This window comes from Methanothermobacter thermautotrophicus, assembly GCF_014889545.1.
Classification (GTDB): Archaea; Methanobacteriota; Methanobacteria; order Methanobacteriales; family Methanothermobacteraceae; genus Methanothermobacter; species Methanothermobacter thermautotrophicus_A.
This window is the reverse complement of record NZ_QKOF01000005.1, coordinates 158,892-182,118: the sequence shown is the minus strand read 5'-3', so window position 1 is coordinate 182,118 and position 23,227 is coordinate 158,892. Positions and strand designations below refer to the sequence as shown.

Below are 23,227 nucleotides of genomic sequence, written 5' to 3'. Positions count from 1 at the left end.
ATCTGTGCATCATGATAAAGTTTCACAATAAAAGGACAGCTGAAGATAACATGAAGGGGACTGTTAAATTTAAGATAGATGGAAGGGAAGTTGAGGCTGACGATGGAATGACCGTCCTGGAGGCGGCCCTTGCCAATGGCATATACATCCCCCACCTCTGCTTCAGGGAGGGAATTGAACCCTTTGGAGGATGCAGACTGTGCCTGGTGGAGAACACTGATGGACGTCTTGTAACAGCCTGCGAAACTCCTGTAGAGGATGGTGCAGAGTTCACATCGGAATCAGAGAGGATAAATAATATCAGAAGGACAGTGCTATCCCTCCTGATATCAGAGCACAGCAGGGACTGCCTTTCATGCCCATCATCGGGGGAATGCCTTCTCCAGGAGGTCTCATCCTACCTTAACCTTACAGAGGATGACCTTTCGAGACTCAGACAGGATCTGCATGAAGTCGAACCAGATGAATCAAACCCCTTTTTCGTGAGAAAACATGATAAGTGCATTCTCTGCGGTTTATGCGTGAGGGTCTGTCGTGCTACTGGTGCGGAGGCAATAGAATTCGCCTACAGGGGTCATGACACAAGGATATCCACCTTCATGGACAGGGCGATACTTGAATCAACCTGTGTATCCTGCGGAGAATGCGTTGAGGTATGCCCTGTAGGGGCCCTTATTTCAAGGGGAGAGAAACCCTTCACTGAGGTGAAGACCATATGCCCCTATTGCGGCGCTGGCTGCGGCATCTACCTCGGTGTGAGGGGGGACCGGGTTGTGAGTTCAAGGGGTGACCCTGATAATCCGGTTAACAGCGGTAAACTCTGTGTTAAGGGCAGATTTGCACTGAAGTTCGTAAACAGCCACGAAAGGCTTAAAAAACCACTCATAAAAGTTGATGGCAGGTTCGTTGAGGTTGAATGGGAGGAGGCCTTATCCACTGTGGCCGAGAGGTTATCAGAGTACCGGGGTGAAGAGTTTGCTGCAGTTGCATCTGCAAAGTGCACCAATGAGGAGAACTACATCCTCCAGAAGTTTACTAGGACCGTGATGTTATCCGGTAACATCGACCACTGCGCAAGGCTCTGCCATGCACCATCCCTCAAAGGCCTTAGAATGAGTCTGGGTAGCGGTGCAATGACAAATTCAATAGCTGAACTTGAGGATTCAGCATGCATCCTGGCTGCTGGGACCAACCCCACAGAGACACACCCCATAACAGCATACAGTGTAATCAGGGCCATCAGATCAGGTGCAAAGCTGGTGGTCATTGACCCGAGGAGGACCAGACTCTCGGAGCTTGCAGACATCCACCTCCAGAACAGGCCCGGCTCTGACGTTCCACTGATCATGGCCATGTGCCGCTTCATCCTTGAGGAGGGCCTCCATGATACAGAATTCATTGAGTCAAGGACAGAGAACTTTGATGAATTCAGGGATGCTGTCATGGCCCTGGACCTTGAGGAGGTTGAGGGCCTCACAGGTGTCGAGGTAGAGGATATAAGGAGGGCTGCAATCACCTACGCATCGAACCAGCCGGCATCCATCATATACTCAATGGGCATCACCCAGCACGTTGATGGGACATGCAATGTAATCGCACTTAGCAACCTCGCCCTCCTAACAGGGAACCTCGGGAAACCATCGGCAGGTATAAACCCCCTGAGGGGCCAGAACAACGTCCAGGGGGCCTGTGATATGGGGGCGCTCCCGGACCTCCTGCCAGGTTATCAGTCCATGGATGACTCCTTCAGGTTCTCTGATAAATGGGGTTCACCCATACCCGGGCCAGGTATGACGCTACCCGAGATGTTTGACGCCGCCCTTGAGGGCCGGTTGAGGGCCATGTACATAATGGGCGAGAATCCCCTCCTAAGTGAACCTGACACTGAGAAGACCAGGAAGGCCCTTGAGAGTCTTGACTTCCTTGTTGTCCAGGACATATTCATGACCGAGACGGCTGAACTCGCTGATGTGGTCCTACCCGCATGTGCATGGGCAGAGAAGGACGGAACATTCACCAACACCGAGAGGAGGGTTCAGCTGATCAGGAAGGCCCTTGATGCCCCTGGAGAAGCAAGGGCTGACTGGGAGATAATCTGCATGCTGGCAGAGAAGATGGGGGCTGAGGGCTTCGACTATGAGTCATCATCTGAGATATTCAATGAGATAGCAGAACTCGTGCCATCATATGCCGGCATATCACATGGGCGGCTTCAGGATGGTGGCATACAGTGGCCCTGCACATCTCATGACCATGATGGCACACCCTACCTGCATTCTGAGAGATTCTCAACACCCACAGGGAGGGCGTCATTTTTACTGCCAGGGTATCATGTAAGGGAGGTATCAGAGGAGTATCCATTTGTCCTTGTAACCGGTCGCAACCTCTACCAGTACCATACAAGGTCCATGACTGGACGCGTGCCGGAACTTGATTCATTCTCTGACAGCGAGGAACTTCTCATAAACCCTCTGGATGCCGCTGACATCGGGGTTGGGGACGGTGACCTGGTCATGGTGAAATCAGAGAGAGGCTCTCTGGAGGTGAGGGCAAGGATTGCAGAGGAGGTCATGGGGGGGGTTGTCTTTATGACGTTCCACTTTGCAGAGACCCCTGTTAATGTCCTCACAGGGGGAGATTGTGACCCGGTATCAGGGATGCCTGAGCTGAAGTTCACACCCGTCAGCATAAGACCTGTGGAGTAACCACACACCATTATATATATTTTTCTATTTGATTTTTGTAGAAAATTATTATAGGGGCGGCGGCTAAATGTGTGATTAACACACATGGTGACCCTATGCCGAAACATATAGTTTCTGGACTCAAATACATAGCAGCTGTAAATCTGACAAAGCAGGGCCATTCACAGAGAGAGATAGCTAAGGCTCTAAACATGAACAGATCAACTGTTTCTCACTACCTCAACGGCAGGAACCTCTCCTGGAGGTCAATAGAGGTTGCAAGGATAATAACAGAGATGTGTCCAAGGGACTTCCTTCTTCTCACCCACTCCCTTACACAGAACACAGAGATGACAAGGACCATCATAAGAACATGCCAGAAGCAGAGATTTCAGGGAAAGGTCAGGAACTCATGTATTGGGTGCGGGCTATGTGTGGACACATGCCTTATGAAGGCCATAAGTTTAAGAGACCTCAAGGCACATATAGAATCCGAATGGTGCTGCGGGTGTCTCATATGTGTTGAGATGTGTCCAACTGATTCTATAGAAATAAAGGAGGTAGAACTTGATGGAAACAACCGAAGTAATTGAAGGTAAGAACATTACCGTGGAGCGAACCGGTGAAGAAAACAGAAAGTTGATCTTCCAGGATTGCCTCTGCGCTGTTTGCGGACTCTGCGGTGAAATCTGTCCTGTGAACGCCATTGAAGTCAACCCGACAGGTGCAATGGTGAGAACAGAACAGGACGAGTCAAAGATATGCATCGATGAGAACAAATGCGTCCTCTGCGGTATGTGCAGCTCCATCTGCCCATTCCAGGCACTGGACCTTCAGATTGACGGAACATCAATAAAGGAACTTGCAGAATACCCGAAAATCCTCAAATCAGCCGAGATAGACGATGAAACCTGTATCCAGTGCAAGGCCTGTGAAACAGCATGTCCACAGGATGCCATAACCATAACAAGGGACCTTCCCGAAAGGAAGGACCTCGTAACCGGTGAAATCGAGATAGACAAGGAAACCTGTATCTACTGTGGAATGTGTGAGGAGATGTGTCCGGCTGATGCAATAGAGATAGACCACCAGGTACCCAGCTCCTCAAGTCCAGCAGTCGCAACTGACATACGCGTCGACGAGGATAAATGTGTCCACTGTGGCATATGTAAGAGGATATGCCCTGTTGACGCCATAATGCAGGTCTGCAGGATATGCCCATACGGTGAATACGAGATCAAGGTCCCTGAGGTCACAGGAACATCCTACATCGACCCTGAACTCTGCGTGAACTGTGGATGGTGCCAGGAGATATGCCCTGTTGACGCTGCAAAGGTGACAAAACCCTTCGAGGGAGAACTCATAATCAACGAGGACACCTGCCAGGCCTGTGAAACATGTGTGATGGTCTGCCCATGCAACGTTCTATCATTCCCGAAACCAGAAAAACCAGGTGAAAAACCAGCCAAGCTCTACAAGGACGAAAGGTTCTGCATATACTGCGGTGCATGTGAGAGGTCATGTCCCGTCGATGCAATAGAGGTTAAGAGGAGCAGGATAAATACCACTCCAATCAAATCAAAGGCCTGGAAGAACGCCTTTGAATCATTACTCAAATAAATGGAGGTAATCAGATGGCAATAGGACTTAAGGCATACCCTGAACTCTGCCATGGATGTGGAAACTGCGTGATCGCATGTCCAGTGAACGCCCTCAGAAGCCCCGAAGTCGCCGGTGGAAAGGGGCCAACAGATGATGTTGAGATCATCATGATAGTTGAGGACGGGGTTGTTAACATAAAGAACCCTGAACTCTGTGGAAAGTGCGGCACATGCGTTGAAAGTTGCCCTGTTGATGCAATCAGGCTGGAGGAATTAGAATGAGAGTCATACTCAACACAGGAAGGACCATATGGCAGGGACAGGCTATAGAGTCCGGTAAGGACCTTAAGATGTACGTCGATGCGGCTGCCATAATCCAGATGAACCCTGACATGATGAAGCAGCTCGGGATAAACGAAGGAGACAACGTGAAGGTCATCTCAGAATATGGGGATGTAGTTGTAAAGGCTGTTGAAGCAAAGGAGCCACTCCCAGAGGGAATGGTTTACATACCAATGGGTCCCTGGGCCAACAGGGTTATAAGGCCAGACACCGATTCAACAGCAACACCAAGCTTCAAGAACATACCGGTGGAGATCATACCCACCGATGAAGAGGTTCCTGACATGCCTACCCTCATGAAGGTCTACGGTAAGGTAGGTCAGATCTAAAGCTCAGCGGGAGGATTCAAATGGAATACATAATCAAGAACGGATTTGTTTACTGTCCTCTTAACAACGTCGATGGAGAAAAGATGGACATCTGCGTTAAGGATGGTAAAATAGTTGAAAGCGTCAGTGACAGCGCAAAGGTCATTGATGCATCTGGAAAAATGGTGATGCCAGGAGGTGTTGACCCACACGCCCACATAGCAGGTGCAAAGGTCAATGTGGGAAGGATGTACAGGCCAGAGGACAGCCGCAGGGACGTTGAAAAGTTCAGAGCCGGAAGGGCTGGAAGCGGTTTCTCAGTGCCATCAACATTCATGACAGGTTACAGGTACGCCCAGATGGGTTACACCACAGCAATGGAGGCAGCCATGCCGCCACTGCTTGCAAGGCACACCCATGAAGAATTCCATGACACACCCATAATAGACCACGCAGCATACCCTCTATTTGGTAACAACTGGTTTGTGATGGAGTACCTCAAGGATGGAGACGTTGATGCCTGCGCAGCCTACGCCTCATGGCTCCTCAGGGCCACCAAAGGTTACGCAATAAAGATAGTTAACCCTGCCGGTACCGAGGCATGGGCATGGGGTGGAAACGTCCATGGAATCTATGACCCTGCACCCTACTTTGACATAACACCTGCAGAGATCATAAAGGGACTTGCAGAGGTCAACGAAAAACTCCAGCTACCACACTCGATACACCTCCACTGTAACGACCTCGGACACCCTGGAAACTATGAGACAACCCTGGCATCCTTTGACGTGCCAAAGAACATAAAACCAAACCCTGCAACCGGTGAAAGGGACACAATACTGTATGCAACACACGTCCAGTTCCACAGTTACGGTGGAACAACATGGAGGGACTTCGTATCCGAGGCACCAAAGGTTGCTGACTATGTAAACAGGAATGACCATGTGGTGATAGACGTTGGTCAGATAACCCTCGACGAGACAACAACCATGACCGCAGACGGCCCAATGGAATACGACCTCCACTCACTCAACGGACTCAAATGGGCGAACTGTGACGTGGAACTCGAAACAGGTTCAGGTGTCGTTCCATTCATATACTCTGCAAGGGCACCGGTCCCAGCAGTCCAGTGGGCAATCGGAATGGAACTCTTCCTCCTCATAGACGACCCCGGCAAGGTGTGCCTCACAACGGACAGTCCAAACGCAGGGCCATTCACACGTTACCCAAGGGTCATCGCATGGCTCATGAGCAACAGGTACAGGATGAACCTCATTGAGGGAGAACTGCACAAGTGGGCCCAGAGGAAGAGTACCATAGCAACAATTGACAGGGAGTACACATTCTCAGAGATAGCACAGATCACAAGGGCAACATCTGCAAAGGTCCTGGGTCTCAGCGAAACCAAGGGACACCTCGGTGCAGGTGCAGATGCTGACATAGCAGTCTACAACATCAACCCTGAAACAGTCGATCCATCAGCAGACTACATGGCCATTGAGGAAGGATTCTCAAGGGCGGCCTACGTCTTCAAGGACGGCGAAATAGTTGTTAAGGACGGAGAAGTCGTGGCCTCACCACACGGAAGGACCTACTGGGCTGACACCCAGGTCGATGAGTCCCTCTACAACGAGGTTCTCGCCAACGTTGAGAGCACATTCAAACAGTACTACTCTGTTAACTTTGCAAACTACCCTGTGCAGGATGAGTACCTGCCAAAATCTGCTCCAGTTAAAGGGGTGATGTTATGAGTGAAATAATACTAACTCCAAAGGAACAGCCTGAAGTGCCACTGGAGGCACCAAACATCAAACCCGACGTATTCGCAGGAAAATCGATAGATGAGATCAGGAACATCCAGATAATGCATGGTAACGAGGTAGTTAAACTTGGTGACTTCTTTGAAGTAAGTGGTGAACCAGCAGACTCAGCAGCCGACATAAAAATCATAATAGACGGTGATGTCTACAACACCAAGAGGATAGGCCAGGAGATGACCGCCGGCGAAATCCTCGTGAAGGGTAACGTGAACATGTACGTCGGCGCAGGCATGAAGGGCGGTAAGATCACAGTGGAAGGCAACGCAAGATCCTGGGCAGGACAGGACATGAGGGGAGGAGAACTGGAAATCCTCGGAGATGCAGGTGACTACGTCGGATCCTCCTACCGTGGTGACTGGAGAGGTATGAGCGGTGGCGTCATAACCGTACATGGAAACGCTGAAAACGAGATCGGAGAGTACATGAACGGCGGTAAGATCATCATCAAGGGTGATGTTAACATAATGCCGGGCATACACATGAACAACGGTCTCATAATAATCGAGGGCAACGCCGTTGCAAGGGTCGGCGGTGAAATGGCAGGTGGAACAATAATAGTCAAGGGAATGATAGAGGAATTCCTGCCAGGATTCAAGTACCTCGGCGTTGAAAAGGACATAGAGGTCAACGGGGAAACCTTCCCTGGAGCATACTACAAGTTTGAAGGAGATCACGCAATTAAAGGAGCTAAGGGTACAGTCTATGCGGCTGTCGGATGCAACGGCCACATAGAACCCTAAACTTTTGGAGGTAATTATCATGGAATATGTGAAAAATGTGGTCTGCCCCTTCTGCGGAACCCTCTGTGACGACATCATATGTAAGGTTGAGGACAACGAGATCGTTGGAACCATCAACGCATGCAGGATAGGTCACAGCAAGTTCGTGCATGCAGAGGGTGCAATGAGGTACACCAAACCACTCATAAGAAAGAACGGCGAATTCGTCGAGGTGAGCTACGAGGAGGCCATAGACAAGGCAGCAAAGATTCTTGCAGAATCAAAAAGGCCATTAATGTATGGATGGAGCTGTACCGAATGCGAGGCACAGGCCGTTGGAGTTGAACTTGCAGAGGAGGCCGGTGCAGTAATCGACAACACAGCATCAGTATGCCACGGACCATCAGTCCTCGCCCTCCAGGACGTGGGTTACCCCATATGTACCTTCGGTGAGGTCAAAAACAGAGCAGATGTTGTTGTGTACTGGGGATGCAACCCGATGCACGCCCACCCAAGGCACATGTCAAGGAACGTCTTTGCCCGCGGATTCTTCAGGGAGAGGGGAAGATCAGACAGAACACTCATAGTGGTGGATCCAAGGAAAACCGACAGTGCGAAGCTTGCAGACATACACCTCCAGCTTGACTTTGACCATGACTATGAACTCCTCGATGCAATGAGAGCCTGTTTGCTTGGCCATGATATACTCTACGACGAGGTTGCAGGTGTTCCAAGGGAACAGATCGAAGAGGCTGTTGAAGTGCTTAAGAACGCACAGTTCGGTATACTCTTCTTCGGTATGGGTATAACCCACAGCAGGGGTAAGCACAGGAACATCGACACAGCCATCATGATGGTGGAGGACCTCAACGACTACGCCAAGTGGACACTCATACCAATGAGGGGACACTACAACGTTACAGGGTTCAACCAGGTCTGCACCTGGGAGAGCGGATACCCATACTGTGTTGACTTCTCGGAGGGAGAGCCCAGGTACAACCCTGGTGAGACAGGTGCAAATGACCTCCTTCAGAACAGGGAAGCCGACTCCATGATGGTGATCGCCTCTGACCCTGGAGCCCATTTCCCACAGAGGGCCCTTGAGAGGATGGCTGAGATACCCGTCATAGCCATCGAACCCCACAGGACCCCAACAACCGAGATGGCTGACATAATAATTCCACCGGCCATCGTGGGTATGGAGGCAGAGGGAACAGCCTACCGTATGGAAGGTGTCCCCATAAGGATGAAGAAGGTCGTTGACACGGACCTCCTATCAGACAGGGAGATCCTCGAGAAGCTTCTTGAGAAGGTAAGGGAATATAAGGCCTCTAAGTAGGTCTTTTCTCTCATAATTTTTTTTGAAGATAAAGTGAAGATGGTCTTAAGGTATCCTCATTCATCATTCCAGATATTCACTATTTAATAATCAATAAACCGTGTTTTTTATAGAAAAACTGTTCAGTTTTTTGATCTTTAATATACCTATTTTCACCTGTTCACCAAAAATTTTAAATATAAGATCCACCAATCCAATATCATCGGAAGAAGGAAGCACACTTCCGACTAAGATGGTGATTGGTGTATGGTAAGAAAAATAGCTATATATGGAAAGGGTGGAATTGGAAAGTCCACAACACAGCAGAACACAGCAGCTGCAATGAGCTACTTCCATGGTAAAAATGTGATGATCCATGGATGTGACCCCAAGGCGGATAGCACACGCCTGATACTTGGGGGTAAGATGCAGACAACAATGATGGATACTCTCCGTGAACTTGGAGAGGGTGCATGCACACCGGATAAGGTCATTGAAACGGAATTTGGGGGAATAAAATGTGTTGAATCAGGAGGCCCGGAGCCCGGTGTAGGATGTGCTGGCAGAGGTGTCATAACTGCAATAACCCTCATGGAAAGACATGGAGTCTATGAAAAGGACCTGGACTTTGTATTTTTCGATGTACTGGGGGATGTTGTGTGCGGGGGCTTTGCAATGCCAGTCAGGGATGGAAAGGCAGAGGAGATATACATAGTGGCCTCTGGGGAGATGATGGCACTCTATGCAGCAAATAACATATGCAAAGGAATGGTTAAATACGCCAACCAGAGCGGTGTACGTCTCGGGGGAATAATATGCAACAGCAGAAACGTTGATGGAGAAAGGGAGCTCCTTGAGGAATTCTGTGAGAGAATAGGCACAAAGATGATACACTTCGTTCCGAGGGACAATATCGTCCAGAAGGCAGAATTCAACAAAAAATCAGTCATAGAATTCGATCCAGAGTGCAACCAGTCTCAGGAGTACCGGGAACTTGCAAGGAAAATAATTGAAAACAGGGACTTCGTGGTACCGGAACCAATGACAATGGATGAAATGGAAGAACTCGTTGTAAAATATGGGGTTATGGATTAGGTGTTAAAAATGAAGATGATAAGGGCTATAATAAGACCAGAGAAATCTGAAGAGGTTGTTGATGCCCTGGCTGAAGTCGGATTTCCAGCCCTCACAAAAATGGATGTTATAGGAAGAGGTAAACAGAAGGGGATACGCCTTGATGAGATTTACTATGATGAGATACCAAAGACCATGCTCCTCATAGTTGTGGATGACGCGGATGCAGAGAAGGTCATAAACACTGTCAGTGAAACAGCCTTCACAGGGAACATTGGGGACGGTAAAATCTTTGTAAGTCCTGTGGAAAGCGCATATACTGTCAGAACAAGGGAAGAGAGTCTTTAGGTGTTTTAATGAAGGAGATAATAGTCATAATAAGGCCAAATAAAATGAAGAAGACCAGGGATGTCCTTGAAGCCCTGGGCTTCCCGGCCATGAACGCCAGAAGAGTCCTGGGGAGGGGGAATCAGAGGGCCATAATCGGTGATGTTACCCTCCCCTTTCCCCCAGAGGGTATTGAAGAGGCAAAGGGCACAATGAGATACATCCCTAAGAGGATGATCAGCATCATGGTTGAGGACTGTGACGTTCAGCTGGTTGTGGAGGCCATAATGAAGGTAAACCACACAGGGAACATTGGGGATGGTAAAATCTTTGTATGTCCAGTGGATGATGCTGTAAGGATAAGGACAGGCGAAAAAGGAGACATGGCGCTTTAATAAGGTAATGGATGGACCACTGAAGGATGATTTAAATGCCATTTGAACTGTTTGATGTTGACACCGAAATACCTGAGAGAAGAAAACACATCTATATAAAGAAGGAGGAAGATCCCGAGGAGGATATACCCTCATGTAACACAACAACAATCCCCGGCTGCATGACTGAGAGGGGATGCGCATTTGCGGGTGCAAAGGGTGTGATAACTGGCGCAATAAAGGATGTTCTGCATGTTATCCATTCACCTGTTGGATGCACAGCATATGGGTACGGTACAAAGAGATACCCCACATCACAGGAAATGCCAGATGGTAGCACTTTCCCCATTGAAAACTTCAACCTGAAGTACATAACAGGCACGGATCTCAGCGAGACGGACGTGGTGTTTGGGGGTATGGATAAACTCAAGAGATGCATCCTTGAGGCCGTTAAAGAATTCCCTGAGGCAAATGCTGTTTACATATATGCAACATGCACAACTGGCCTCATAGGTGATGATATCGACGCGATTTCAAGGGAAGTATCAGAAGAGATAGGTAAGGACGTTGTTGCAATAAATGCCCCGGGCTTTTCTGGTCCAACACAGTCAAAGGGACATCAGGTTGCAAACTACACACTCTTCGAGAGCCTTGTGGGAACTGCAGAGCCTCCGGCAGTCACGGACTATGATGTGAATCTCATAGGAGAATACAACATCGATGGTGACCTCTGGGTTCTGAAGAAATACTTTGAGGAGATGGGAATAAATGTTCTTAGCACATTCACAGGGGATTGCTGCCATGATGAGATAAAATGGATGCACAGGGCCAAGCTTAGTCTGGTCAGGTGTCAGCGTTCAGCCACCTACATCGCGAAACTTCTGGAGGAACGTTACAATGTCCCATACATGAAGGTTGATTTCTTTGGAATAGAATACTGCAGGAAGAACCTCATGGCGATAGGGGAATATTTCGGAATTCCTGAAAGGGCAGAGAGTGTTATAAATGATAGGATGGAGAAGATAGGTCCTGAAATTGAGTATATCCGCAATAAACTGGCTGGTAAAAGGGTATGGATATTTTCAGGGGGCCCAAAGAACTGGCACCTTCCCCGCCCCCTTGAGGACGAACTTGGAATGGAGGTAGTTGCCGTTTCAACAATGTTCGAACATGAAGATGGATATGAAAAAATCAAGAAAAGGGTCAGGGAAGAGACGGTGATAGTTGATGACCCAAATTCACTGGAACTTGAGGAGATCATTGAAAAGTACAGGCCAGACATCATCCTTTCAGGCATAAAGGAGAAGTACCTTGCCCATAAACTTGGCGTGCCATGTGTACTCATCCATTCCTACGAAAACGGTCCATACATAGGTTTTGAGGGATTCCTGAATCTTGCAAGGGACATGTACGCATCAATATACAATCCTGTCTGGGAGCTGCTTGAATTTGAGTCAGGTGATTGAATGTCAGAGATAAAAGTGATGGAGAGAGGAAGAGAACTTGTAATAAACCCTCTTGTGACATGCCAGCCATTCGGGGCAATGTTTGCAACCCTTGGTATAAGGAGGGGTCTACCAATTGTCCATGGTTCTCAGGGCTGCAGCACATTTGTGAGGTACGGCCTTAATAGACACTTCCGCGAACCCGCTGAAATACCGTCACATCACTTCATGAGGATGCTGCAGTCTTTGGTGGCAGGAGCAACATCATAAATGGGGTCAAAAATCTTGTGAAGAGATTCAGACCAGATCTCGTGGGAATCGTAACGACATGTTCAAGTGAGATAATTGGGGATGATGTGGACGGATTCATGAGGACTGCAGAGGCAGAATTAAGAGAAGAACTTGGAGAGAGATTCAAAACAAGGATAATCAGTGTATCCACACCCAGCTTTGTTGAAAACCACTTCAGGGGATACGGAAACGCGATAAAATCCTTTATAGATGCTCTTGCAGTGGATGAAGGGGACTGCAATGAGAGGATCAACCTGATACCAGGCATAGTTAACCCCGGCGATATAAGGGAGATAAGGCGCATCCTTGAGTTAATGGATGTCGATCCCCTCATACTCACAGACACCTCTGACCCATTCGATTCACCACTACGACCATCAAAGACAGAGACAATGCCATTCTATCCTAAGGGCGGAACAGAGGTTTCTGATATTAGAGGACGCATCAAATAGTCTGGGAACACTTTCAATGACTATGTATGGAAATGAAGCATCAGAAACACTTAAAAAGCGTTTCAATGTTTCCCATGAGCACTGCATACCCTAGGTGTCAGGAATACAGACGATTTTGTCCGTTCAGTGGCAGGGATCGTAGAGGTGGATGTGAGTGAAGAACTACTGGATGAAAGAGGTATCCTAATCGATTCAATGGCTGATCTGAGCTCAAGATACCTCTTTGGAAGGACGGCAGCTGTTTATGGGGATCCTGACATGGTGATGGCATATCAAGGTTCCTATGCGAACTTGGAATCACACCACTCTATGCCTGCACCGGTGTTGATAATGAACTCTTCAAGGAGGGAATGAAAAGAGTAGCATCTGAGACAGATGAAAGGATAAACGTCATGATAAACTCAGATCTCAGGGCACTTGAAAGAGAACTTATGGATGAACCCGTGGACATTATGATAGGCAATTCTGATGGAAGACTTATAGCAAGGGATCTTGGAATACCCCTTGTAAGGGTCGGCTTTCCTGTATATGATAGGGTTGGCTATCAGAGGATACCCGTTGTCGGTTACCACGGAGCCGTCAATCTTCTAAACAGAATAACAAACACAGTACTGAGAGCATACTATGAACCACAGCACTGGAAACTCCAGCAGTAAACAGAAATTTCCTGAAACTAACCTTGAGAATTCCAGGGTGTGCCATATGGACACGCTAATAGAAACCCTCCCCTCGAGGAGAGAACACTTCAAGAGGAGCTGCGGGGGAGGGGGGCCACGCTGCAATGAGGCATCAGTACCGGGTATGGTTACTCAGAGGTCATGCGTGTATGGAGGCGCAAGGGTGGTCCTAATGCCGATAACAGATGCAGCGCATCTAGTCCATGGACCCGTTGGATGCGCAGCATGTAAATGGGATATAAGGGGAAGTAGAAGTTCAAAGTCAGATCTCTACAGGACAGGGTTCTCCACAGACCTTGAAGAGAGGGATGTGGTCTTTGGCGGTGAGGACAAACTTCTTAAATGCATACTGGAAGTGGACGAAATCTACTCTCCATCAGCAATATTCGTGTACTCCACATGTGTTTCAGGTGTCATAGGGGATGATATCACGGCCGTCTGCAGAACCGCAGAAGATAAAACAGGAAAATGGGTAATACCAGTACAGTCTGAGGGGTTCAGAAGCTTCAACAAATCCTTAGGACACCAGCTGGCCTGTGATGTTCTCCTTGACCATTTATAGGTCGTGGAAATGCTGAGACAGTAGAGAGGTCAGTTAACCTTGTGGGTGAATTCAATGTGGCGGGTGATCTATGGGAGATAAAAAGGCTCCTTGAGGAGATGGGTATTGAGGTCGTGGCATCCATAACCGGTGATTCGACGGTGGCTGCAATTTCAGTCGCCCACACAGCCCGGCTCAACCTTGTACAGTGCAGCAAATCATCAGGATACCTTGCAGAGGAGATGGAAAGGAGATATGGAATCCCCCATATCAACGTCAATTTTTTCGGTATAAGGGAAACCATGGATTCTCTCATCTCAATTTCAGAATTCTTTGGATTGGAATCGGCAGAGAGCCAGATAGTCAGGATGGCAAAGGAAACAAACAGAGAGGTTGCCAGGTACAGAAGTGTCCTGGAGGGCAAGACCGTGGCCATATATGTCGGTGGTAACAAGGCATGGTCCCTCATAAGGGCATTCGAAGATCTGGGGATGGATGTGATTATGAGCGGAACGCAGAATGGCATACCAGAGGATTATCTCAAATCATTGAGAAATCCGGCAGAGAACTTATACTATTCGACGATGCCAATCCCCTTGAACTTTCAAGGTTGCTGAATAAGTATAGGCCGGATCTTCTTGTTTCGGGGGCCAAGGAGAAATACCTCTCATACAAACTTGGCATACCCTTCTGCGAATTTAACCATGACAGAATAAAGCCATTTTCAGGTTTCAGGGGATTTTTAAATTTTGCAGAGGAAGTTGATAAGGCTGTAAACAGCAGAGTCTGGAAACTGACATCAAAATAAAACTTTCTGAAAGTAATGTAAGTGAGTGAGGTTATGAATAAAAACGTCACAATAAACCCTGGAAGGATCTGCCAGCCACTTGGCGCTGTCATGGCTTTCCTTGGCGTCAGGGGGGCGATGCCCTTAATACATGGTTCGCAGGGATGCAGCACCTATATGAGGTTTCAGATAACGAGGCATTTCAGGGAACCAGTTAATATTGCATCAAGCTCACTGAGCGAGGCAACCGTTGTATACGGCGGAGAGAAAAACCTTCTAAAGGCCATAAGAACAGTTGAGGAAAATTACAAACCCGAGGTCATAGCGGTTATCTCAGGCTGCCTCTCAGAAACCATAGGGGACGATATCAACAGGATTGTGAGGATCTACAAGGCTGATGGAGACTCTTGGATAATCCCGGTCTCAACCCCGGGATTCAAAGGATCACATGTGGATGGGTATGACATGGCAGTCACTTCCATCCTCGGATCCATCACAGAGAATCCCTCCCATCAAATGGAACGGATTAATCTCATAAATGGCATCATGAGTCCAGCCGACACCTCGGAGTTAAAGAGCATTCTTGAGTCAATGGGCACGGAATTTCTCATGATAACAGATACCTCAGAATCTCTTGACGAACCCTTCGATGGAAACCCCTACTTTATAACGCGCCACGGAACATCCATAAGTGAAATAGAGGGAGCCGCTAACTCCATGGCAACACTAAGTCTTGGGGGATGCCGATCCGGACGATTACTTGAGGCAGATACGGTATTAAAAATAGGTCTCGAAATCCCAGCAGGCCTCGAAAACACAGATCGTTTCATAGGGACATTAAGGGAGCTCTTTGATGTCGATATCTCACCTTCACTCATGAGGAACAGGGGGCGCCTGATTGATGCCATGATAGATGCACATCAGTACACCTATGGAAGGAGGGTTGCAATCTTCACAGACCCCGCCTATGCAGTGGCCATCACTTCGATGGTTCTTGAAATGGGAATGACGCCTTCAGTTGTTTTAACCGGCTCAGAGAGCATCTACTTCAATGAAAAAATTAGCCAGCTCCAGAAAGAATATGGTTTCAGGTGTATTGCCATGAGCGGCGCGGATATATTTGATTTACAGTCATATATTGCAGAAAGACCTGTTGATGTTCTCATAGGGAACTCTTACTGTAGGAGAGTGGCAGAAGAAGCAGGAATACCCCTCATGAGGGTCGGCTTCCCGGTTTATGATAGACTTGGTTCCCAGAGAATAAGAATTGCAGGTTACAGTGGAGGCATAGAGTTTGTTGATTCCATTAGCAACCTGATAATTGAAAGATACTATGAGGAGGGCTATGAAATAACTGATGGAGGTGTTGCTGATGAAAATAGCTGTTGCATCAGATGATGGGAAATACGTTAACAGACACTTTGCAGATGCAGATAGCCTTATAATCTTTGAAAGGATTGATAATGAGATTAAATTTTCTGAAATAAGAAGAATTGATGAGAGGAGACTGGAGAAACATGATGATAGGTGGGGGCGGGTCATGGACCTTATAGATGACTGTGAGGTGGTTATATGTAGTAAGATAGGTGAAAAACCTCTTGATGAGGCTAAAAGAATGGGAATAATTGTATTTGAATCTGATAGGAAAATATCGGCAGCTATACTGAAGTCTTTAACTGATCTGAACATACCCTGCAGGATTTAGCCTAATACTCTGGATGTAACTGAATGAAGATCCTGACAACCTGCACAAGGGATTGTCCTGGTTCATGTGGTCTTACAGTTAATGTAAGTGGGGGTGAGGTCAGATCCATAGAAGGGAGCAGACTTCATCCCTACACGAGGGGATTTATATGTAGAAATACGTCGAGATATCATACAAAAAGGCTCTATTCAAATAAGAGGATATTAAAACCGTTGAAGAGGGATGGAAGACAATGGAAAACAATATCCTGGGATGAGGCCCTTCATGTAATTTCTGATAAATTGAATGAGTGTATGGATGAGTACGGCGCTGAGTCAATAGTATATTATCAGGGGTTTGGAGCTAGAACAGCATTGAGGCTCCTCAACAGGAGGTTTTTCAATCTCATAGGGGCAACAACTCTCCAGGGAACTCTATGTGGAGGCACAGCCATAGCAGCTCAATCAAGGGACTTTAGAAGGAGAATGTCCCATGATCCATCAGATCACATCAGGAGCAAGAACATATTCATATGGGGACGTAACCCTGCAGTCACTGACATTAATCTCTGGAAGTTAATAAAGAGGGCCCGGGCGCAGGGAACACGGATTGTCACAATAGACCCTATAAGGACTTTAACAGCAGTTAAATCAGATATTCACTGCCAGATCAAACCGGGGAAAGACCTATATCTTGCAATTGCAATGGCAAAGATAATTATAGCTGAGGGGCTTTATGTCTCTGAATTCATAGAGAAGTACGCAGAGAATTTTGATTCATATATGAAAATCCTTGATGAAACCAGTTTAAATCAACTCTCAGAGATGACAGGGGTCCCCTTAAAAATGATCCATAAACTTGCACACCTATATTCTGATGGACCAAGCAGCATAATAATTGGCTGGGGTCTGCAGCGATACTTCAACTCACATCTGACGTGCAGATTCATAGACGCCCTTGCAGCCATATCAGGGTATATTGGTGTTAGTGGTGGTGGTGTTAGCAGCGGTTTCGACGAATATGGGAGCTTTGATAAATCAGTCACCTTGAGATGGAAGGAAGTGGCAGGAAAATATCAATGCCGCTCTTTGGAAGGGAAATATTGAATATGGAGTCCCCACCAGTGAATTGTGTTTTTATAACAGCGGGTAATCCTGTAACTCTGGGACCTAACTCCATTCAGACTCTCAATGCGCTCAGGGAGGTTGACTTTGTTGTAATGGTGGACCATTTCCTGAATGACACATCACACGCAGCTGACCTTTTTTTACCTGCGACGACATTCCTGGAGGAAACAGACCTTGTTGGAAGCTATGGTCACCCTTATGTGTCTCCTGTAAATGTTGCGGTCAGACCATTGGGTGAATGTCATTCTGAATTCTGGATTCTACAGAGACTATCGGAGATCATGGGGGTTGAGGGTATGAGGGGAACAGAGATGGAATGGCTGGAAATCATAGCTTCGAGGGTTCTTGATTATCATGGAATCGAAATTCATGATCTTTTGGAAAAACCATACAGATCACCCGCATTCCCAGTGGTTGCATTTGAGGGATATGAATTCTGTACAGAAAGCGGAAGGTTCAATTTACCATCGGAGAGTCCTTACAAAATAATGCAACATGATGGGGAACCTCTTGAAAATTCCATAAGGCTTTTAACAGTGATGTCACCAGGATGGGTAGGTTCAGGTGAACCCCCCATTCATGAAGACCTTATAGAAATCTACCTAAACCCTGAAACGCTGTTGGGGCTTGGTTTCAGGGATGGGGAAATTTCAGTTGTGGAATCATATGCATGAAAAACCTGTGCAATTATACGCTCCAGTGATGATGTACATCCACTTTGCGCCCTCTCATTCAGGGGAACCTGGTTATCAAATGGAGGCTGTATAAACACAGTCGTCGAGGACAGGGAGACAATGATGGGGCATGGAACAGCTTACAACGAAACCAGAATAAAATTAAAGAAAATTTCAGGTGGCATTCCTGTTCATGAAGTGTGCCATGAGGCTAACAAGTATAAATCCCGCCACTATGAGTGAAACTATCTGAATTGCTGCATTCACAGGAATCACCTCACTCATCAACAGCTTCGATGAGGCATACCCCACCTTCACATTCATGTTCCAGTTCGATGAGGTACTCCTTCAGCTTCTCAACATCAATTGTTGTAAGGCCCTTTATCATATCACTGTCGATCTTTATCTGCAGGACCCCCGCGTTGTTGGTCACGACCTTCCCGGGTATATACACACGGCCAAGGGATAATCTAACGGTGTCCCCTGGCTTCACCTCTTCCTTGATGTACCTGCAGAGTTCATCACAGGTTGCTATTCTATTTTCCTTCTTCAAAGAGATCACCTTTCAATTGAATTATATAATCCTATGGTGCTTATAAAAATAAGGTTTACACCTCATCTGCATACCTTAATTCCCTGAGATCCATGAGCCTCTCGATGGCCTTCATCCTTATCTCGACACCAGCCTCTCTGATAGCTGCAAGGGGGTTTAAGCCGCCGGGGGTGACTATGCCTGCATGATACTTTTCCACACGGGCATTGTAAAGTATCTCCCCGGGGGCGCCGATTTTAAGAACACTGAACCCTGCTTCAGATAGTTCTTCAATCAATCCCTCAGCATGGTCCCTTGCAAGGTATGGAACCTCCCTCAGACTCGCAAGGACCCTGCCCTGTCCATTTAGGGCTTCAAGGACTGCGGTCATATTCTTTGATACATAGATCTCGTGGGGGTCGAGGGAGGAGCCACTGTAGGCTGTGAGCTCAACAAAGCGGGAATCCCTGCCTCCCAACTCAAGAAGACCCCCATACTTTGGTGTGGACATGATACCGTTCTTTATCAGGAAACCATCCAGCGTCAGGCTGCATACAGTTGCAATTCCAGCCATGCTTCCCTCATCGGTGACTCCTATCAGGGGGAGGGTGGAGAATTCTGGTTTCTCACTGATGACCTGACCTATGACCTCAAGGGCATAATCAAGATCTTCTCTCTTGATAAGGGATATATTGGCTATCACTCTCCCTGAAAGGTCCTCTGGATTTAAATCCACCCTGTTTATGAGGTTCCAGGCCTTCGAGAGGAGGAAACGGACCTTGACACCCCTCTCAGGGGCCGAGGCCATCAACCTTCTCTCAGGTTTTACAAGGGGTTTCAGGTTCTGGAATTCTATGAGGTTCTCTGCCAGTTTAATTTCAGCACGGTACCCTGCTTCCTGGATGGCGCAGAGGGGAGTTATACCTCCTATGATGGCAACACCCACCATTCCATCTGCAACCGGGACACCCAGGACGTCTTCTCCGGGCTCTCCAACCTTGAGCACCCCTGATATTCCGATCCCCTCAAGTTTCCTCAGGATTTTCATGGCATGTTCCCTTGCGGTCCCTGGTATGAGGCGGAGATTTGCCGGTACCAGACCATCCCCCTCATCAATGACACTGAGGACCGATGTCATGTTCTCTGAGGTGAAGGCCTCAAGGGGTGTCATTGATGTTTTCTTGTAGGCTATTAGCTCTGTGAAGTTCACTGGCTGATGGTCCTCGAATCTCACAATCCCACCGAACTGGGGTATAACCGGGATGCCACTGGCTAGCAGAATGCCGTCGACGGTTGTGCCGCATATTGTGCTTATTATGCACCCATCACCATCCCTTTCAAGTTTAACCCTTGGGCTGAGACAGAGTCCATTCTGCATCACGTACTTGAGGGTTTCAATGGACTCCGGGGATATCCTTGAGGTGTTGACGACAACCTTCCCATCCAGGGTGTCTGGATTTAGGCTGGTATTATAGATCATGCTTTCAAACTTTGAGAATATGAAATCTACTTGGTCATAGACTAGCCCACGGTTTATCTCCTGTAGCCCCTTCTCTGTTATTCTCCTTCCAGCATAACCAACCCTTTCTGTGAAACCCTTCTCATCCAGTATGCGCATGTGGTATCTGACGGCCCTTTCCCCGAGGTTGTAGCCCTTCTTCCTTAGTTCAGATGCTATTATCTTTGCCCCGAGGACATCGTCATGCTCTGCGAGTATCCTTAAAATCTCCATCATCTTCTGGTTGGTCTCATCAGCCATCAGAAACACCATATAAAAAGTAGGGGGAGGGCTTATTTAAAGTTTAATAAAAAAGAAGTAAATTTTGAAGTTTAGATGTCAAGGTACCTTTCAAGTTCGTACTTGAAGACCCTTACACGGTAGTCGTCCCATTCTTTGTGCTTTATCTCCATGAACTTCTCGTAGACGTGGTCACCGAGGGCACCCTTGATGACGTCATCCTCCTCGAGGGCATGGTAAGCCTCCCAGAGGCTGGATGGCAGTGTTTCGATGCCCATCTCCCTGAGCTCGGGGATGGATTTTTCGAAGACGTCGATCTCTGTTGGTTCACCGGGGTCGATCTTGTTCTGTATACCGTTCATACCTGCCTCCAGCATGGCTGCAAAGGCGAGGTAGGGGTTGCATGATGGGTCAGGCATCCTTAACTCAACACGTGTACCCTTTCCACGTGATGCAGGTATTCTGACAAGGGTTGACCTGTTTTTAAGGCCGTAGGCAATATAAACCGGTGCTTCATAGCCTGGGACAAGTCTCTTGTAGGAGTTGACTGTTGGGGCACAGACAGCTGATAGCGCCGGGGCGTGCTTTAGGAGACCACCTATGAAGTACATGGCCTCTTCTGATAGCTGTGTCTCTGTGTCAGGGTCATAGAAGACGTTTTCACCGTCCTTGAAGAGTGACTGGTGGCAGTGCATACCGCTGCCATTCTCACCGAAGAATGGCTTTGGCATGAATGTTACCATGTAGCCCATCTTGTCGACTATGGCCTTTATGGCCTGTTTGAAGGTTATAACCGCGTCGGCTGTCTTCAGGGCCTTGTCGAATTTGAAGTCTATCTCGTGCTGTCCAGGGGCAACCTCGTGGTGGCTGACCTCAACGTCGAAGTCAAGGGCCTCAAGGTCCATGACGAGTTTTCTCCTGAAGTCGGTTCCCTGGTCAACTGGTTCAACATCGAAGTATGCGCCGCAGTCGTGGGGTATTATGTTGCCATCCTCGTCCTGGTCGAGTATGAAGAACTCTGGTTCGGGTCCCACGTTGTATTCATATCCCAGGTGGGCGTACTTGTCAAGGGCCCTCTTGAGGACGTACCTTGGGTCCCCCTCGAAGGGTTTACCTTCAGGCCAGTAGATGTCACAGATGAATCTGCACACACCCTTCTCCTCTGGCCTCCATGGGAGTGTTGAGAAGGTGTCGGGGTCGGGTTTGAGGACGAGGTCGCTCTCGTTTATATCAACGAATCCCTCAATGGATGACCCATCGAAGAGGAGGCCATCCTTTATTATGTCCTCTATCTGGTCTGGCCTTACCAGGGGTATTGCCATATTCTTTGGTTTTCCGTGTATGTCCACAAACTGAAGGCGGACGAATTTAACGCCGCATTCATCCATTTTAGCTATTATTCTTCCAATCTTATCTGACATGGGTTATGCCTCCATGGCATGAGCTTAACTTCACCGGAAGTAACTTTCCTTCTACTGGTTTATATATTTTGTGTTCAGGATAGTTCAACAATTTTAAATGGTTTTCCATGGAATAGATCAAATTTCAACATTCTGGGGGCAGATATCACATCACCCCTCCCTGTGATTAACTTGAGAACCTCGGCTGCCTGGAGGCACCCTGTGATATTGGGCACAGGCCCTATCACCGGAGGTGTTTTTGATGATAGTTTCCTGAGCTTTGCCCTCACATCTCCTTTGAGCTCAAGGCCCAGGGATGGTAAACGGAAGAGTTCCTCATAGGAGGGTGATCCTTCCATGAATACAGTCACCTGCCCCATTGAGCCATGTATGGCGCCGTGGATGAAAGGGATTCCCTCGGAGGCGCACCTCCTTGATGCAATCACCCTTGAGGTTATGTTATCGAGGGCATCAACCACCGCATCACTGCCATCTATTATCTCAGATGCATTTTCTTCATCGAAGATTTCATGATAAACCTCAACCCTGCTGAAGGGGTTTATGGTGCGAATTCTTTCCGCTGCAACGTCAACCTTGGGGATTCTTAGGTCCCTGAAGCTGCTCATAAGCTGCCTGTTGATGTTTGAAACATCAAAGACGTCGCTGTCAATTATTTTCAGAGTGCCCACACCCATCCGTGCAAGCATCTCAACTGCAGCGCCACCTATACCTCCGCAGCCAATCACAGAAACAGTAGAATCCTTGAGCTTTAACTGGTCTGCCCTTGAAAGTAAACCCATCTGCCGGCTGACCATCTCCCAGTAAGCCATACCCTCATATCTCTCAGGCATTCAGACCCTCTTTAATGTTCTGTAAATAACTATGTGTGTGTTGATATAAATCATGTTAGGGTTTGGTGGCGAGGGGAGTCACCCATGTAACACCGTGTTATAGCTGCTTGTAGCATGGAGTTATCATGGAAATCACTTGATAAGATTCTCCGCAGAGACCATGCAGATGGGGAGAGATCTTCTGAAATCCACAGGCTGAAATCCACAGGTTTGCTGAGTAGGGCTTTTAATTCCTTCTAATTCAGGCATGTGAATTTAGTTTTTTTTCAGAAGAAGTTTTTAATTCAGCTTCCACTATAAAAAAAGAGTTTTTGATTTAAAAATGGGGGGTTAAAGTGCCGGGGGCGGGATTCGAACCCGCGGCCTCACGGTATCCCAGGAAAAAGTCAGAGCACTGCTTAATACCCTATGAGCCGTGCGCTCTAACCAGCTGAGCCACCCCGGCATGGCTTATACAAGAT

General features: G+C 47.7%; 22 protein-coding genes, 1 tRNA gene and 2 pseudogenes. 20 read left to right on the top strand and 5 right to left on the bottom strand.

Features of this window, described 5'->3' with window-relative positions; genetic code table 11:
* Positions 1–50 precede the first annotated feature (50 nt).
* The 20 genes and pseudogenes from fdhF (at position 51) to DNK57_RS09020 (ending at position 18,245) form a co-directional block, all read left to right on the top strand.
* Positions 51–2,705 (top strand): formate dehydrogenase subunit alpha, encoded by a 2,655-nt coding sequence (gene fdhF, locus DNK57_RS03480; RefSeq protein WP_192961653.1) that lies wholly within the window; start codon positions 51–53, stop codon positions 2,703–2,705.
* A 95-nt stretch (positions 2,706–2,800) separates the two neighbouring features.
* On the top strand, positions 2,801–3,277 hold the full coding sequence (locus tag DNK57_RS03475; RefSeq protein WP_192961652.1) for a helix-turn-helix domain-containing protein: 477 nt from the start codon (positions 2,801–2,803) through the stop codon (positions 3,275–3,277).
* Positions 3,255–4,304 carry a tungsten-dependent formylmethanofuran dehydrogenase subunit FwdF gene (gene fwdF, locus DNK57_RS03470; protein WP_192961651.1) on the top strand — a complete coding sequence of 350 codons (1,050 nt, stop codon included), beginning with the start codon at positions 3,255–3,257 and terminating at the stop codon, positions 4,302–4,304. Before DNK57_RS03475 ends, fwdF begins: the two co-directional genes overlap by 23 nt.
* Before the next feature lie 14 nt (positions 4,305–4,318).
* Positions 4,319–4,567, top strand: a complete 249-nt coding sequence (locus tag DNK57_RS03465; RefSeq protein ID WP_192961650.1) for a 4Fe-4S binding protein — start codon at positions 4,319–4,321, stop codon at positions 4,565–4,567.
* Complete coding sequence (fwdD, locus tag DNK57_RS03460) at positions 4,564–4,956, top strand: tungsten-dependent formylmethanofuran dehydrogenase subunit FwdD (RefSeq protein ID WP_192961649.1); 393 nt, start codon at positions 4,564–4,566, stop codon at positions 4,954–4,956. Before DNK57_RS03465 ends, fwdD begins: the two co-directional genes overlap by 4 nt.
* 20 nt (positions 4,957–4,976) lie before the next feature.
* Positions 4,977–6,686 (top strand): tungsten-dependent formylmethanofuran dehydrogenase subunit FwdA, encoded by a 1,710-nt coding sequence (gene fwdA / locus DNK57_RS03455; protein ID WP_192961648.1) that lies wholly within the window; start codon positions 4,977–4,979, stop codon positions 6,684–6,686.
* On the top strand, positions 6,683–7,495 hold the full coding sequence (gene fwdC / locus DNK57_RS03450; RefSeq protein WP_192961647.1) for a tungsten-dependent formylmethanofuran dehydrogenase subunit FwdC: 813 nt from the start codon (positions 6,683–6,685) through the stop codon (positions 7,493–7,495). The genes fwdA and fwdC overlap by 4 nt, the downstream gene beginning before the upstream one ends.
* Positions 7,496–7,514: 19 nt before the next feature.
* Positions 7,515–8,813, top strand: a complete 1,299-nt coding sequence (locus DNK57_RS03445) for a formylmethanofuran dehydrogenase subunit B (RefSeq protein WP_192961646.1) — start codon at positions 7,515–7,517, stop codon at positions 8,811–8,813.
* 246 nt (positions 8,814–9,059) lie between these two features.
* The gene (gene nifH, locus DNK57_RS03440) at positions 9,060–9,887 is read left to right on the top strand and encodes a nitrogenase iron protein (protein ID WP_192961645.1); all 828 of its coding nucleotides are present in this window, start codon (positions 9,060–9,062) and stop codon (positions 9,885–9,887) included.
* A gap of 9 nt (positions 9,888–9,896) precedes the next feature.
* Positions 9,897–10,214: a P-II family nitrogen regulator gene (locus tag DNK57_RS03435; RefSeq protein WP_192961644.1), complete on the top strand. Its 318-nt coding sequence runs from the start codon at positions 9,897–9,899 to the stop codon at positions 10,212–10,214.
* 8 nt (positions 10,215–10,222) lie between these two features.
* Entirely contained in the window at positions 10,223–10,588 is a 366-nt protein-coding gene (locus tag DNK57_RS03430) for a P-II family nitrogen regulator (protein ID WP_192961643.1), read from the top strand.
* Positions 10,589–10,623: 35 nt separating this feature from the next.
* Complete coding sequence (locus DNK57_RS03425; protein ID WP_192961642.1) at positions 10,624–12,033, top strand: nitrogenase subunit alpha; 1,410 nt, start codon at positions 10,624–10,626, stop codon at positions 12,031–12,033.
* Complete coding sequence (locus tag DNK57_RS09265; protein WP_264291549.1) at positions 12,034–12,282, top strand: nitrogenase component 1; 249 nt, start codon at positions 12,034–12,036, stop codon at positions 12,280–12,282. It begins immediately after the preceding gene.
* A pseudogene (locus DNK57_RS09375) lies at positions 12,276–13,411 on the top strand (nitrogenase component 1). The gene DNK57_RS09265 and the pseudogene DNK57_RS09375 overlap by 7 nt, the downstream one beginning before the upstream one ends.
* A gap of 46 nt (positions 13,412–13,457) precedes the next feature.
* A complete protein-coding gene (locus DNK57_RS09250; protein WP_264291548.1) occupies positions 13,458–13,994 on the top strand; it encodes a nitrogenase component 1 in 537 nt (178 codons plus the stop codon).
* Between the two features lie 41 nt (positions 13,995–14,035).
* Positions 14,036–14,781, top strand: a pseudogene (locus DNK57_RS09245) (nitrogenase component 1).
* 33 nt (positions 14,782–14,814) lie between these two features.
* Positions 14,815–16,158: a nitrogenase component 1 gene (locus DNK57_RS03410; RefSeq protein WP_192961641.1), complete on the top strand. Its 1,344-nt coding sequence runs from the start codon at positions 14,815–14,817 to the stop codon at positions 16,156–16,158.
* Positions 16,133–16,465 (top strand): NifB/NifX family molybdenum-iron cluster-binding protein, encoded by a 333-nt coding sequence (locus tag DNK57_RS03405; RefSeq protein WP_192961640.1) that lies wholly within the window; start codon positions 16,133–16,135, stop codon positions 16,463–16,465. The genes DNK57_RS03410 and DNK57_RS03405 overlap by 26 nt, the downstream gene beginning before the upstream one ends.
* A gap of 23 nt (positions 16,466–16,488) precedes the next feature.
* The gene (locus DNK57_RS09025; RefSeq protein ID WP_226891029.1) at positions 16,489–17,550 is read left to right on the top strand and encodes a molybdopterin-dependent oxidoreductase; all 1,062 of its coding nucleotides are present in this window, start codon (positions 16,489–16,491) and stop codon (positions 17,548–17,550) included.
* Positions 17,523–18,245, top strand: coding sequence for a molybdopterin-dependent oxidoreductase (locus tag DNK57_RS09020; RefSeq protein ID WP_226891028.1), 723 nt, complete (start codon positions 17,523–17,525; stop codon positions 18,243–18,245). Before DNK57_RS09025 ends, DNK57_RS09020 begins: the two co-directional genes overlap by 28 nt.
* Before the next feature lie 277 nt (positions 18,246–18,522).
* Here DNK57_RS09020 and DNK57_RS03395 read toward each other — a convergent pair whose 3' ends face one another.
* The 5 genes from DNK57_RS03395 to DNK57_RS03375 form a co-directional block, all read right to left on the bottom strand.
* On the bottom strand, positions 18,523–18,807 hold the full coding sequence (locus DNK57_RS03395; RefSeq protein WP_286709247.1) for a DUF2097 domain-containing protein: 285 nt from the start codon (positions 18,805–18,807) through the stop codon (positions 18,523–18,525).
* A 46-nt stretch (positions 18,808–18,853) separates the two neighbouring features.
* Positions 18,854–20,536, bottom strand: a complete 1,683-nt coding sequence (locus DNK57_RS03390) for a DUF128 domain-containing protein (protein ID WP_192961638.1) — start codon at positions 20,534–20,536, stop codon at positions 18,854–18,856.
* A 71-nt stretch (positions 20,537–20,607) separates the two neighbouring features.
* Positions 20,608–21,936, bottom strand: coding sequence for a type I glutamate--ammonia ligase (gene glnA, locus DNK57_RS03385; RefSeq protein ID WP_192961637.1), 1,329 nt, complete (start codon positions 21,934–21,936; stop codon positions 20,608–20,610).
* Between the two features lie 74 nt (positions 21,937–22,010).
* Positions 22,011–22,766, bottom strand: coding sequence for a HesA/MoeB/ThiF family protein (locus tag DNK57_RS03380; protein ID WP_192961636.1), 756 nt, complete (start codon positions 22,764–22,766; stop codon positions 22,011–22,013).
* Between the two features lie 336 nt (positions 22,767–23,102).
* A tRNA-Met gene (locus tag DNK57_RS03375) sits at positions 23,103–23,211 on the bottom strand.
* Between the last annotated feature and the right edge of the window lie 16 nt (positions 23,212–23,227).

Bases quoted from the DNA above. Each gene is read 5' to 3' on its own strand.
- fwdC (WP_192961647.1), top strand. From the start codon at position 6,683: ATGAGTGAAATAATACTAACTCCAAAGGAACAGCCTGAAGTGCCACTG.
- fwdA (WP_192961648.1), top strand. From the start codon at position 4,977: ATGGAATACATAATCAAGAACGGATTTGTTTACTGTCCTCTTAACAAC.
- DNK57_RS03475 (WP_192961652.1), top strand. From the start codon at position 2,801: ATGCCGAAACATATAGTTTCTGGACTCAAATACATAGCAGCTGTAAAT.
- DNK57_RS03465 (WP_192961650.1), top strand. From the start codon at position 4,319: ATGGCAATAGGACTTAAGGCATACCCTGAACTCTGCCATGGATGTGGA.
- DNK57_RS09025 (WP_226891029.1), top strand. From the start codon at position 16,489: ATGAAGATCCTGACAACCTGCACAAGGGATTGTCCTGGTTCATGTGGT.
- DNK57_RS09265 (WP_264291549.1), top strand. From the start codon at position 12,034: ATGTCAGAGATAAAAGTGATGGAGAGAGGAAGAGAACTTGTAATAAAC.
- DNK57_RS09250 (WP_264291548.1), top strand. From the start codon at position 13,458: ATGGACACGCTAATAGAAACCCTCCCCTCGAGGAGAGAACACTTCAAG.
- fdhF (WP_192961653.1), top strand. From the start codon at position 51: ATGAAGGGGACTGTTAAATTTAAGATAGATGGAAGGGAAGTTGAGGCT.
- DNK57_RS03410 (WP_192961641.1), top strand. From the start codon at position 14,815: ATGAATAAAAACGTCACAATAAACCCTGGAAGGATCTGCCAGCCACTT.
- DNK57_RS03405 (WP_192961640.1), top strand. From the start codon at position 16,133: ATGAAAATAGCTGTTGCATCAGATGATGGGAAATACGTTAACAGACAC.
- DNK57_RS03380 (WP_192961636.1), bottom strand. From the start codon at position 22,766: ATGCCTGAGAGATATGAGGGTATGGCTTACTGGGAGATGGTCAGCCGG.
- DNK57_RS03390 (WP_192961638.1), bottom strand. From the start codon at position 20,536: ATGGCTGATGAGACCAACCAGAAGATGATGGAGATTTTAAGGATACTC.
- nifH (WP_192961645.1), top strand. From the start codon at position 9,060: ATGGTAAGAAAAATAGCTATATATGGAAAGGGTGGAATTGGAAAGTCC.
- glnA (WP_192961637.1), bottom strand. From the start codon at position 21,936: ATGTCAGATAAGATTGGAAGAATAATAGCTAAAATGGATGAATGCGGC.
- DNK57_RS03430 (WP_192961643.1), top strand. From the start codon at position 10,223: ATGAAGGAGATAATAGTCATAATAAGGCCAAATAAAATGAAGAAGACC.
- DNK57_RS03445 (WP_192961646.1), top strand. From the start codon at position 7,515: ATGGAATATGTGAAAAATGTGGTCTGCCCCTTCTGCGGAACCCTCTGT.
- DNK57_RS03435 (WP_192961644.1), top strand. From the start codon at position 9,897: ATGAAGATGATAAGGGCTATAATAAGACCAGAGAAATCTGAAGAGGTT.
- fwdD (WP_192961649.1), top strand. From the start codon at position 4,564: ATGAGAGTCATACTCAACACAGGAAGGACCATATGGCAGGGACAGGCT.
- DNK57_RS09020 (WP_226891028.1), top strand. From the start codon at position 17,523: ATGCCGCTCTTTGGAAGGGAAATATTGAATATGGAGTCCCCACCAGTG.
- fwdF (WP_192961651.1), top strand. From the start codon at position 3,255: ATGGAAACAACCGAAGTAATTGAAGGTAAGAACATTACCGTGGAGCGA.
- DNK57_RS03425 (WP_192961642.1), top strand. From the start codon at position 10,624: ATGCCATTTGAACTGTTTGATGTTGACACCGAAATACCTGAGAGAAGA.